Raw genomic sequence first — 12,793 nt, 5'->3', positions numbered from 1 at the left:
TCTCCTGCTCTCTTATCTTTTATGCAATCATTTGTTTTTACTCAGATTATCCTGTACACGCTTATATAATTCTTGGGCCGCATTGTATCCCATCTGCTTCTGTCTGTGGTTTACGGCTGCAGACTCAACAATAATTGCAAGATTACGCCCCGGCCGAAGCGGAATTCTGTGGCATACCACACGATTTCCTAAAAATTCTGTATACTGTTCTTCCAGACCAAGCCGGTCATATTGTTTATCCCTGTCCCATTCCTCAAGGGTAATTACAAGGTCAATGTTCTGTGTCTCCCTGACGCTCTGTACACCAAACATAGACTTCACATCCACAATACCAATTCCCCTAAGTTCTATAAAATGTCTGGTAATATCAGGAGCCGCCCCTACAAGGGTAACGTCACTTACTTTTCTTATCTCCACAACATCATCGGACACCAGACGATGTCCCCTCTTAATCAGTTCCAGGGCAGCCTCGCTCTTGCCTATTCCACTTTCTCCCATAATCAGGACACCAACACCATACACATCCACAAGCACACCATGGATGGATATGCAGGGAGCAAGCTCTACATTCAGCCAACGGATAATTTCGCCCATAAAGGAGGAGGTTGGTTTCGATGTACTAAAAATCGGGACTTCATATTCCCGGGCTTTTTCCAGAAGCATCTCCTCCGGCTCCAAATCTCTGCTGAATATAATGCAGGGAACCTTGTTGCGCAGAAGTTCATTATACATTTTATTCTTTTTCTCTTCAGGCAGAGTCTGCAAATATGTGTACTCCACATATCCGATAATCTGAACCCTGTCAGAATCAAAATGTTCAAAAAAACCTGCCAGCTGCAGTGCCGGCCTGTTAATGTCCGGAATATTAACCTCTCTGCCGGTCAGATCTACTTCCGGGGTCAGGTTTTTCAGATCCATGGTTTCAACAATTTTTTGTAATTTCACGCTTCGTCCCATTGTGTTCTCCTTTTCTACATTTTTTCAGGCGCAGCATCTTTTTTCTGCTCATGAAAAAAATTATGCACAGCCTTTGCTGACTTTTCATTCATAGAAGGCACCGCTGCCAACTCTTCCACCGTTGCAGACTTTATAGCATCCAAATTCATATAATGCCGCATCAGTGCTTTGCGGCGGGCAGGTCCGATTCCCTCAATATCATCCAGAATTGAATGTACCTGTCCCTTCCCCCTGAGCTGTCTGTGATACTCTATCGCAAAGCGGTGGGCCTCATCCTGGATTCTTGTGACCAGCCGGAAGGCTTCGGAGGACTTGTCAATGGGAATCTCTTCATTGTGGTAATACAGTCCCCTGGTTCTGTGATAATCGTCCTTTACCATCCCGCACACCGGAATATTAAGATGCAGCTCCTCCAGCACCTGCAGAGCCACATTCACCTGCCCCTTCCCCCCATCCATGAGGATCAGGTCAGGAAAAACAGTAAAGCTTCCCAGCTCTTTATTCTCCTCCCTCTCGCGCAGCCCGTGGGTAAACCTCCTCGTAAGCACTTCCCGCATACTCCCGTAATCATCAGCCCCCTGTATTCCTTTAATCCTGAACTTCCGGTAATCATTTCTTTTGGGTTTTCCTCTCTCATACACTACCATGGAGCCAACGGACTCAAACCCGTTGGTATTGGAAATGTCAAAAGCCTCCATCCGGCTAATATCTTCCACCCCTAAAAGCTTCCCGATTTCTTTTACTGCCCCGATAGTCCTGCCTTCCTCCCGCTTTAGTCTTTCCTTATCCTTGCTCAGTACAAGGCCTGCATTATCGGCCGCCAGCTCCACCAGCTTTTCTTTTGACCCCTTCTTCGGAACCCTGATGGATACCTTCCCGCCCCGCTTTGTACTCAGCCACTCTTCCAGAAGGTGCATATCTTCCAACTCTTGAGGAAGCATTAATTCTCCGGGAATAAACGGAGTACCTGCATAGTACTGTTTAATAAAGCTGTCCAGGATCTTATCGGCCGGTTCATCTTTTGAGATACGAAGGTAAAAATGATCTCTGCCGATAAGTCTCCCTCCCCGGATAAAAAAGACTTGTACCACGGCATCCTCCTCCTCAGAGGCCACTGCAAGGATATCTCTGTCGTCTCCGCTGCTGTCCGTAATCTTCTGTTTCTGTGCAACTTTCTTCACACTCTCCAAAAGCTCTCGGTATTCAATGGCCTTTTCAAACTCCAATGCCTCCGAGGCCTCAATCATTTTGGACTCCAGATCATTTAAAATGTCATCAAAACTTCCGTTCAAAAAACGAATGACTTCCTGAACGGCCTTTCCATATTCTTCCTGAGAAATATATCCCTGACATGGGGCATCGCACTGCTTGATGTAGTAGCTCAGACAGGGGCGCTCTTTTCCAGTGTCTCTTGGCAGATTACGATTGCAGTTTCTTATATGGTACAGTTTATGCGCCAAATCGATGGTATCCCTGACCGCCTGTGTGCTCGTATAAGGCCCGAAATACTTTGCTTTATCCTTCTGCATCTTTCTGGCCAGCATCACACGTGGAAAAGGCTCATTTACTGTTACCTTAATGAACGGATAGGCCTTATCATCCATCAGCATGGTGTTATACTTGGGCCTGTACTCCTTGATTAGATTGCATTCCAGAACAAGTGCCTCCAGCTCCGAATCCGTCACAATATACTCAAACCGCCGTATATGAGTGACCATCTGCTCTATCTTAACCCCCTTGTTCCTGCTGCTCTGGAAATACTGGCGCACTCTGTTCTTCAGGCTGATGGCCTTGCCGACATAAATGATATTGTCCTTCTCATCATGCATAATATAAACCCCCGGTCTTCCGGGGAGTTTTTTTAATTCTTCCTGAATGTCAAAATTATAAGTATCCATGTCTGTATTATAAATGTTCTTCTGAATAATTGCAACGCTAATAAAGGCAGTGTGCATCCCCCCGGAGGATTTCATGTATAATGGGAAACAAAGTTTCCCATTATACAAAAGCCGGTTGATTACTCAACCGGCTTCATGGAAACACGCACTTCTTTTTTAGGTTCTGCCCCTTCTTCCGGCTCTTCTATACCTTTTACTACGCGGAAGATCTTCATAAATTCTTTGCCTGTGATTGTTTCCTTTTCTATCAGGAAGTCTGCTATCTTATCCAGAGCCTCTCTATTTTTACTCAGAAGGTTCTTTGCCTCCTCATATGCTTTTTTAAGCATCTGCATAACTTCGTTGTCAATCTCGGCCGCCGTTGCATCTCCACAGTTCATAACCGGGCGTCCGTCCAGATAGCGGTTTTGGATGGATTCAAGTCCAATTAGACCGAACTTATCAGACATACCGTACTGGGTAATCATAGCTCTTGCAATCTTGGTGGCCTGCTCAATGTCATTGGAAGCACCTGTCGTCACAGTATCAAATACGATTTCCTCGGCGGCGCGTCCTGCCAATGCTCCAACCAGCATCGCTTCCAGCTCCTTCTTGGTGTTGAGGAACTTCTCCTCCTCCGGTGTCTGCATTACATATCCGAGAGCGCCCATGGTCCTGGGCACGATGGTAATCTTCTGAACCGGCTCTGCATCTTTCTGAAGTGCACCCACCAGTGCATGTCCCACCTCATGGTAGGATACGATTCTCCGCTCCTCTGCACTCATGATGCGGTCCTTCTTCTCCTTGCCGACCAGAACAACCTCTACTGCTTCAAATAAATCTTTCTGGCCTACCACTTTTCTTCCGCGCTTTACTGCATTGATGGCGGCTTCATTAATCATGTTAGCAAGGTCGGAGCCTACCGCTCCGGACGTTGCCAGTGCAATCGCCTCTAAATCTACAGTTTCATCCATCTTTACATCTTTAGAATGTACTTTCAGAACATCTACACGCCCTTTTAAGTCCGGTTTATCAACAATAATCCGCCTGTCGAAACGGCCGGGACGCAAAAGTGCAGGATCCAATACTTCCGGACGGTTTGTCGCCGCAAGAAGCAGCAGTCCCTTATTTGTATCAAATCCGTCCATCTCAGCTAAAAGCTGATTCAGTGTCTGCTCGCGCTCATCATTGCCGCCGCCCAGTGCACTGTCACGTGACTTTCCAATTGCGTCAATCTCGTCAATAAACACAATGCACGGTGCCATCTGCTGTGCCTGCTTGAACAGGTCACGGACACGGGAAGCGCCCACACCTACGTACATCTCAACAAAAGCGGAACCTGACAGAGAAAAAAACGGTACCTTGGCCTCCCCGGCCACCGCTTTTGCAAGCAAAGTCTTTCCCGTTCCCGGAGGCCCCACCAGCAGGGCCCCTTTCGGGAGCTTGGCGCCGATTCCTGTATACTTCCCGGGATTGTGGAGAAAATCCACCACTTCCTGCAGAGATTCTTTTGCCTCGTCCTGACCTGCCACATCCTGGAAAGTGACACCGGTCTCTTTTTCCACGTAAACTTTTGCGTTGCTTTTGCCGATTCCCATCATTCCGCCGCCTTTTGACATGCGCCTCATAAGGAAATTAAACAAAACAATCAGCATAATAATCGGGAGAATAACTGTAACAAATATCTCGAAGGCCATCGAAGATGCAGTATCAGGAATCTTCTGTTCATATTCCACCCCCGCTTTATACAGACGGTCGGACAATGTATCGTCATTCACAACACCGGTGTAATAATCCGGCTCCTTCTCTCCAGTTCTCTGCTCAAGCTGGGTGACAATATCGGCACCGGTGTCTTTCTTTTCCTCAGTTCTTGCTTTATCTGTCAGAGTAATATAAATCTTTGTCGAATCGATGGTGACCTTTTCCACCTCTTTTTCATCTACCATCTTTAGGAATTTACTATAACTGATTTCATCAGGGTTCTTATCCTGCATCATAGAATACAGGCCCATCACTATAAAAACGGTCAGCAATGTGGTTATAAAAATAATACCCCACCCCTGCCGGTTATTTCTGGGATTATTATTATTTCTATTTTGATTATCCATTCTTCGCCTCCTACAATCCACTACATTCATTATAAGTACAGCTATCCCATAAATCAATAAAAAGATTATGAAAATATTGTAAACACAAGGCATTTTATAGTATACTGGGTACGAATATGTCATGAAAAGGAATGAAAAAATGAAAATAGGATTTGATAACAAAAAGTACCTAACTATGCAATCAGAACATATCCGTCAGCGGATTAACCAGTTTGACAACAAGCTTTACCTTGAATTTGGGGGGAAATTATTCGATGACTATCATGCGTCCAGAGTGTTGCCTGGGTTTGACCCTGACAGCAAGCTCCGCCTTCTGGAGCAGCTTGGGAGTCAGGCGGAAATTGTCATTGTCATCAGCGCAAAGGATATCGAAAAAAATAAAGTCCGCGGAGATTTAGGGATCACCTATGATCTGGATGTCCTCCGCCTTATGGATTCTTTCCGGGACAATGGCCTGTATGTAGGCAGCGTCGTCATCACACAGTACTCCGGCCAGGAAAGTGCACTGCTCTTTAAAAACCGTCTGGAAAATCTTTCCATCCCTGTTTATATGCACTATAATATCAACGGCTATCCCTCCAACATCCCACTGATTATCAGCGATGAAGGGTACGGTAAAAATGATTACATTGAAACAACACGTCCCCTGGTAATCATAACCGCTCCCGGTCCGGGAAGCGGCAAAATGGCAACCTGTCTTTCTCAGCTTTATCATGAGCACAAACGCGGAATTCATGCGGGGTATGCCAAATTTGAAACATTTCCCATCTGGAATCTCCCACTGAAACATCCTATTAATCTCGCTTATGAAGCGGCCACTGCAGATTTAAATGATGTGAATATGATTGATCCTTTCCACTTGGAAGCATACGGAATTACAACGGTAAATTATAACCGGGATGTAGAAATCTTTCCAGTTCTGAATACTATTTTTGAAAAAATTTACGGCAAAAGCCCCTACAAATCTCCCACCGATATGGGTGTCAACATGGCTGGAAATTGCATCTGTGACGATAAGGTCTGCCGTGAAGCATCCCGTCAGGAAATCGTCCGGAGATATTTTGCGGCGCTGAACCGCCTGTTGGAAGGGACATGCTCCGAAGAAGAAATTCAGAAATTGGAGCTGCTGATGAATCAGGCCAATGTAACTGTACAGGACCGCCGTGTAGTCGGGAAGGCACTGGAACGCGCCAGGGAAACTCATGCGCCAGCCGCTGCCCTGGAACTGGATGACGGCCGCATCATAACTGGTAAGACTTCCAACCTGCTGGGAGCCTCCGCTGCACTGCTTCTCAATGTGTTAAAGGAGCTGGCCGGCATTGACCATGGACTACATGTAATTTCTCCGGAGTCCATTGAACCAATTCAAAAACTAAAAGTAGATTATCTAAAAAGTAAGAATCCCCGGCTGCATACAGATGAAGTTCTAATTGCACTGTCTACCAGCGCTGCAGGAAACCCCGATGCAAGGAAAGCACTGGAACAGCTTCCGAAATTAAAGGGGTGTCAAGCCCATACTTCTGTTATGCTTTCAGATGTGGATATCAAAATCTTCAAAAAACTAGACGTACAGATTACCAGCGAGGCAGTTTACGAAACGGATCATATTTACCATTAAAAAGTGTTGTATTTTTTCTCAAAACTGGTGTATACTTTTTAGGTATTTTTTAATGTTCTTTACTAAAGGAGGAGCGTATGGCAGTAAAATATGTATTTGTTACCGGTGGGGTTGTTTCTGGTCTGGGAAAGGGCATCACTGCCGCATCACTGGGTCGTCTGCTGAAGGCACGTGGGTATACAGTGACCATGCAGAAATTTGATCCCTACATCAACATAGACCCGGGAACCATGAACCCGGTACAGCACGGTGAAGTATTCGTAACTGACGATGGGGCAGAGACAGATCTGGATTTGGGACATTATGAGCGTTTTATTGATGAGAGTCTCACAAAGAATTCAAATGTCACAACGGGAAAGATTTACTGGTCTGTCCTGCAGAAAGAGCGCCGGGGTGATTTCGGCGGAGGAACCGTACAGGTCATTCCCCACATCACAAATGAAATTAAAAGCAGATTTTACCGCAATCCGGCTGCTGCCAAAACAGAGATTGCTATCATAGAAGTGGGCGGAACCGTCGGAGATATTGAGAGTCAGCCTTTTCTCGAGGCCATACGCCAATTTCAGCATGAGAAAGGATTCGAGAATGTTATTTTGATACATGTAACTCTGATTCCTTATCTGAAAGCCTCCCAGGAAATGAAGACTAAGCCAACCCAGGCGAGTGTAAAAGAGCTGCAGGGAATGGGAATCCGGCCGGATATCATTGTCTGCCGTTCGGAATACCCGCTGGATAACACCATGAAAGATAAGATTTCCCTCTTCTGTAATATCCCGGCAAAGCATGTTTTACAAAACCTGGATGTGGAATATTTGTATGAAGCGCCTCTTGCCATGGAGCGCGAGAATTTGGCGCAGGTAGTATGTGAATGTCTTCATCTAGACTGTCCAGAGCCGGATCTGGAAGACTGGGCAGAGATGGTGGACAATCTGCGGCATCCTACACAGGAGATCACTGTCGCACTTGTAGGCAAATATATACAGCTTCATGACGCTTACATCAGCGTGGTGGAAGCACTGAAGCACGGAGGTATTTACAGTCATACCACAGTGAATATTAAGTGGATTGACTCCGAAACAGTCACTGCCGACAATGCAGCCGACTTGTTCCGGGATGTCAGTGGAATTCTTGTTCCGGGCGGTTTCGGCGACAGGGGCATTGACGGCAAAATAGAAGCCATACGGTATGCCCGCACCCATAATATTCCATTCCTTGGCCTGTGCCTTGGGATGCAGCTTGCTATCGTAGAATTTGCGCGGGATGTGCTTGGCTACAACGATGCACACAGCATGGAGCTAAATCCCGACACCACCCACCCTGTGATTCATATTATGCCGGATCAGATTGGTGTTGAAGATATCGGCGGAACCCTCCGTCTAGGTGCCTATCCCTGTGTTTTGAAAAAAGAGTCCAAAGCCTATGTATTATATGGCAAAGAGGAGATCAAGGAACGCCACCGTCATCGCTATGAGGTAAATAACGACTACCGTGAGGCCCTGGAGGAACACGGGATGATGCTCTCCGGACTTTCACCTGACGGCCGGATTGTGGAAATGATTGAGATACCGGAACATCCCTGGTTTATCGCCACGCAGGCTCACCCCGAACTGAAGTCTCGGCCAAACCGCCCTCATCCATTATTTAAAGGATTCGTGGAGGCGGCTTTGGCCAAAGGGGTCTGACCCCTTTGCGGCTCGTTTTCAGAATATTCTTAAAATTTACGAGGAACGATATGAATTCCGCTCTATGTATTCGACAAGGTGTATCGCTGCCCATGCAGCCCAAATACCTATCACCGCACCTGCAAGAACATCCGTCGGATAATGAACTCCCACATACAGGCGGGAAAACGCAATCAGAGCAGCCAGCACAACTGCCGATATTCCCCACTTTTGAGGCAGCTTCCTGAAATACACGGAAGCTGCGGCAAAAGAAGCACATGCATGGCCCGAGGGAAAAGAAAAATCACTCTGTCTTGCAATCAAAAGTTTTAGACCCTCCACCGTTTCATAAGGTCGGATTCTCGCCACCAGATTTTTCAATGCCAAATTTGTTATCAAGAACCCTATTGACAGCGCCAGCAGCGCCATAATCCCAATTTTTCTCGTTCTCCTGGGGATCAGCATCAGTGCAGAAACTGCCAGCCAGAACCATCCTTTATTTCCCAATGACGTAATAAATATCCAAAATGGTGTCATCCAATCCTGTCTGATATGTTCCTGTATAAAGAGCAAAATGTTTCCCTCTAACTGTAATAAAAAATTCATATAATCTCCAACCTAAAAAGGGGTCAGACCCTTTTGAGTTCCGTTTTCAGAATATTCTTAACTTTCTCTATGACACCCCGTGGAATCGGGATTCCCCGTTAAAGCCCCGCTCTTATTATCGGAATTTTTCTACAATTGGGTCTTTTATCTGGTATTTACGGTACCACTCTTTGTTTGCATCGTTTCGCAGTACTTCAGATCTGTTCTGTGACAGAAATCTAACCAGAGGATATACGTCCACCCATATCTCATGGTTTCCTTCTCTTTGTGATTCATCAAATATAAGCTGCAGCCCGAAATGGAGATGATAAGTGTCAATATTGTTGACATTTTCCTTTGCACTGTATCCGGTCCTTCCCATGTAACCGATGACATCGCCAGCCTGCACTACATCCCCTTCCTTCAGTGATTCTGCAAAAGGAACATTCTGTCTTAAATGGGCATAATAGTAGTATTTCTTCTCGTCAAAGCTGCTGATTCCTATCCGCCATCCGCCATACTGATTCCAGCCCAGAACCTTTACATAGCCGCTTTGGGCACATATCACGGGAGTACCGACCTGCCCCATCATATCATGTCCCAGATGATTTCTCCGATAACCATAGCTTCTCGAGACACCGAAATCATCATAGTCAGAATACGGAAATCCTTTTGCAATGGGGGCAAATGCCTTCAGTCCATAATATTTCTTCCATACTTTTTTGCCAGATTTTGCAGCGGCAGTTTCTTTCTCCATTTTTCCCTCTGCATCCTCTTCAATCTCATATTCCCCCACCATTCCATCCAGCACTGTACCATATGCCTCCAGGTAATATGGATAATACTGCATATCTGCGGCCAATTTTTCCATTGTCGTATCACCGGAGAGAAGCCTCTCGGCCGCTTCCGTCATATCCTTTTCTCTGTACCGGGTAAAATCCCCCCCGTATTTTGCACCTAGGTAGGCCAGAAGCTCCACCCAGTCCAGGTGTACATCTTCCATGTAAGTTTCCACATCATATGTATAGGCCCGATTCAAAGCCTCATAAGTAACATTAAATTCCACCCATTTTATAAAGTCCTTTTCCTTCTCCGAGGCTTTCGCAGACCCAGTATCTTCCTCTGCCAAAGCGGAGGCTTTCGTCTCCCTGTCTTCAAAACCAGACTGATTTTTGCTCTGCCAGACACCCAGCACAAGAAGCAGCAACAGTATTTCTGCCATAATCCCAGAAGGGGAAATGATATGTTTGCGCATGTACAGGCTCCTGTCAATCAACTCTTAATAGTCTATGCATAAGGAACCCAACAAATACTTCTGAATATACTGAATAGAAACAACTGCCATGATATCAGGAGAAGATTATGCATCTTATTTCATCACTTCTATTTGCTATTTCCGCAAATATAGATAGCTTTATCGTCGGACTTTCCTATGGAATCAAAAAATCAAATATCAGCCTCCTAAAAAGTACTATCATCAGCTTGGTCACTCTAATTGGAACCGTAACAGCAATCTTACTAGGAGCTGAAATCTCCCGGTTCCTCCCGGCCTCCTCTTCCCAGGCCATCGGGTGTGCACTGTTAATCGGCCTTGGACTGTACTATATCATAAAATCCCTTTATACTTACCTCAGCATGAAATTCAAGAAGGTCGAAGTAAAAGCCAGTGAATTCACATCCGATTCTAAAGACAACAGCCAGGCCGAAGATTCTCTTCTCACTATAAAAGAGGGGCTTTTTCTGGGACTCACCCTTTCAATAAACAATATAGGGATGGGCATCGGGGCCAGTATCACCGGATTAAAGCTTTTGCCCACAGCCCTCCTCTCTCTCATTATATCCGTCACATTTCTTTATGCCGGAAATGTTATAGGGAAAACAAAAGTCCCTCCTATTTCCGACAGGACGGCAGATGTACTTTCTGGTCTGATTCTGGTGGGACTGGGCATTTATGAGCTGTTTTAGCTCTCCAGGATTTCCTGCTCAGCAAACAGTGCTTCCACGGCATCTTCATACACTGTCAGTCTCTCCGCTTTTTTTATCCTTTTCGCATACTTCTCATAATTGGTAAATAAAGCGGCCATATAAGACCACAATTCTTTCATTTTAAATAAAATATTTTTCTCGCCGTACAACTCTTTCTGATATGCCTCATATATCTGATTATGAAATGCCTCAAATGTGGATTTGTCCGTTTCAGCTTCCCCGCGGATGGCCCCTGCCAGTCCCGGATTAAAGAGAGTTCCCCGTCCCAGCATGATGCAGTCCACTCCCGGAAATGCCACAGTGAATTTTTTATAATCCTCTACAGTAAAAATATCTCCGTTATAGCACACACTGCATTTACAGCTTTTCAGAGTACCCCCAAATACCACCCAGTTCGGTGTGTTCTTATAGAAATCCATCTGCACTCTGGGATGGATAATCAGCTCCTCAAGAGGATACTGATTATATATTCCCAGCAGCCTTTCAAATTCCTCCGGGCTTTCCTTTCCAATTCGGGTTTTAATCGATATCTTCATATCTGTGTGCTCAAATATCTCTTCCAGAAAAGCATCCAGTTTATCCGGGAATGCCAGAAATCCGGAGCCCCGCCCTTTCGCCACTACGGTCTTTGAAGGGCAGCCCAGATTCAGGTTCACTTCACCGTATCCATATTGTTGAAGCTTATGTGCTGTACGGATAAAATCCTGTGCCGAGTTCGTCAGAATCTGAGGTACTGCATACATTCCGTCATTGTGCTCAGGCAAAATATTGTTTTTCTCTTTTGAACTGAGGTGGCCAAACTGATTGGGGTTGATAAAAGGAATAAAATACTTGTCCATTTGGCCAAAGTATTTATGATATGCATTTCGGTATACATAACCGGTGATCCCCTCCAAAGGGGCTAAATATAATGTCATCGTGCTACTCTTCCTTTTCCCAATTTACATTTTCCGGTACAGTTTCCTGCCTTTTCGGCGATTTAAAAAATGCTTTTAGAACGCCGCTCCAAGGGCCAGCAGATCTCCTAATGGATTCAGATGCAAGTTTGATTCCCCGTCCGCTTGCTGCGGGGTCTTTGACTATCTGCGGGGGAGCTTTAAATATATTTTCAACCATCTTACAGGGCCCGGTTCTGTTACCTCAGCATAAAGCTCACCGTCCATTTTTTCTGCAAGATATCTTGCGATTGAAAGTCCAAGACCAGTGCTGCCCTGACTCCGAGAACTGTCGGCAGTATAAAATCTTTTAAACAGTGATGCCCCCTCCTCCGGACTCAGATATTCCGTATCATTTTCCAATAATACGATAGCCCTTTCTCCCTCTGCCTTCAATTGTATATGAAATGTGCTGTATGCATACCTGGCTGCATTCTGCAATAAATTAGACAAAATCCGTTCAAGTGCATCATCATCTCCCCTGACAAAAACAGGAATATCAGGAATGTCCAATTTCACATCCAACTTTCTGTTTTTCAATTCTGTATAATACTCCAGTGCCATCTCCCTTACTTTTCTGCCAAACTCTATTTGCTTCAGCTCCAGCTTGTAATCATCGGCAGCCAGACGGGATAAATCATAAAACTCTGTAATAAGCTTTTTCAAAGTCTGTGCCTTTTTCTCAATCACCTGTAACGATTCTCTGTCTTCACCGCTCAACGATTCCCTGTCAATCATATTAATAAATCCCAGCATAGCTGTCAAGGGCGTTCTCAGATCATGGCTGATATCCTCAATCTGCTTTTGAAGTTCTTTCTCCTTATTCTCGTAAAGTATGCGCGCTTTCTGGGTTGCACTCAAATTGCGGTTAACTTCTGCCAGGAAAATTTCCAGATCTTTATGGGGACTAGACAACTTCACAACTCGGTTCAATTCTAGATCTTCAGTGATTTCATGCAGTTCCTGTGCAGCATCCCTAAGTGCTTTTCTTTGCAGCAGGTAGCGTACGCAGAAATAAACCGCTATAATATTTACCGCCCCTAATAAAATATAAGCCATTCTGCGC

At 45.3% G+C, this 12,793-nt stretch carries 11 protein-coding genes; 3 read left to right on the top strand and 8 right to left on the bottom strand.

Annotated elements, in window-relative coordinates:
- Positions 1-27 precede the first annotated feature (27 nt).
- The 3 genes from hprK to ftsH all read right to left on the bottom strand — a co-directional run bounded on the left by hprK (position 28) and on the right by ftsH (position 4,942).
- Positions 28-957: an HPr(Ser) kinase/phosphatase gene (gene hprK, locus EDD59_RS04985; RefSeq protein WP_132379531.1), complete on the bottom strand. Its 930-nt coding sequence runs from the start codon at positions 955-957 to the stop codon at positions 28-30.
- 14 nt (positions 958-971) lie between these two features.
- Positions 972-2,855 carry an excinuclease ABC subunit UvrC gene (gene uvrC / locus EDD59_RS04980; protein WP_132379529.1) on the bottom strand — a complete coding sequence of 628 codons (1,884 nt, stop codon included), beginning with the start codon at positions 2,853-2,855 and terminating at the stop codon, positions 972-974.
- A 119-nt stretch (positions 2,856-2,974) separates the two neighbouring features.
- A complete protein-coding gene (gene ftsH / locus EDD59_RS04975) occupies positions 2,975-4,942 on the bottom strand; it encodes an ATP-dependent zinc metalloprotease FtsH (RefSeq protein ID WP_132379527.1) in 1,968 nt (655 codons plus the stop codon).
- Positions 4,943-5,081: 139 nt separating this feature from the next.
- Between ftsH and EDD59_RS04970 the strand changes: the two genes are divergently transcribed.
- Complete coding sequence (locus tag EDD59_RS04970) at positions 5,082-6,560, top strand: DUF1846 domain-containing protein (protein WP_132379525.1); 1,479 nt, start codon at positions 5,082-5,084, stop codon at positions 6,558-6,560.
- Positions 6,561-6,637: 77 nt separating this feature from the next.
- On the top strand, positions 6,638-8,242 hold the full coding sequence (locus tag EDD59_RS04965; RefSeq protein WP_132379523.1) for a CTP synthase: 1,605 nt from the start codon (positions 6,638-6,640) through the stop codon (positions 8,240-8,242).
- Positions 8,243-8,278: 36 nt separating this feature from the next.
- Here the strand turns inward: EDD59_RS04965 and EDD59_RS04960 are convergent, their stop codons facing one another.
- Complete coding sequence (locus tag EDD59_RS04960; RefSeq protein ID WP_132379521.1) at positions 8,279-8,827, bottom strand: phosphatase PAP2 family protein; 549 nt, start codon at positions 8,825-8,827, stop codon at positions 8,279-8,281.
- Positions 8,828-8,942: 115 nt separating this feature from the next.
- Complete coding sequence (locus EDD59_RS04955) at positions 8,943-10,061, bottom strand: M23 family metallopeptidase (RefSeq protein ID WP_132379519.1); 1,119 nt, start codon at positions 10,059-10,061, stop codon at positions 8,943-8,945.
- Positions 10,062-10,168: 107 nt separating this feature from the next.
- Here EDD59_RS04955 and EDD59_RS04950 point away from each other — a divergent pair, with 107 nt between their 5' ends.
- A complete protein-coding gene (locus tag EDD59_RS04950) occupies positions 10,169-10,771 on the top strand; it encodes a manganese efflux pump (RefSeq protein ID WP_132379517.1) in 603 nt (200 codons plus the stop codon).
- Here EDD59_RS04950 and EDD59_RS04945 read toward each other — a convergent pair.
- The 3 genes from EDD59_RS04945 to EDD59_RS04940 are packed head-to-tail and all read right to left on the bottom strand — an operon-like array spanning position 10,768 to position 12,786.
- Positions 10,768-11,709 (bottom strand): tRNA dihydrouridine synthase, encoded by a 942-nt coding sequence (locus tag EDD59_RS04945; protein WP_132379515.1) that lies wholly within the window; start codon positions 11,707-11,709, stop codon positions 10,768-10,770. The genes EDD59_RS04950 and EDD59_RS04945 overlap by 4 nt on opposite strands.
- Before the next feature lie 4 nt (positions 11,710-11,713).
- The gene (locus EDD59_RS17715) at positions 11,714-11,908 is read right to left on the bottom strand and encodes a hypothetical protein (protein ID WP_165920865.1); all 195 of its coding nucleotides are present in this window, start codon (positions 11,906-11,908) and stop codon (positions 11,714-11,716) included.
- Positions 11,872-12,786 carry a sensor histidine kinase gene (locus EDD59_RS04940; RefSeq protein WP_132379513.1) on the bottom strand — a complete coding sequence of 305 codons (915 nt, stop codon included), beginning with the start codon at positions 12,784-12,786 and terminating at the stop codon, positions 11,872-11,874. The genes EDD59_RS17715 and EDD59_RS04940 overlap by 37 nt, the downstream gene beginning before the upstream one ends.
- Between the last annotated feature and the right edge of the window lie 7 nt (positions 12,787-12,793).

It is taken from the genome of Muricomes intestini, from assembly GCF_004346165.1.
Taxonomy (GTDB): Bacteria; Bacillota; Clostridia; order Lachnospirales; family Lachnospiraceae; genus Muricomes; species Muricomes intestini.
The sequence above is the reverse complement of the archived record's forward strand: the minus strand, read 5'-3'. Positions and strand labels throughout refer to the sequence as shown.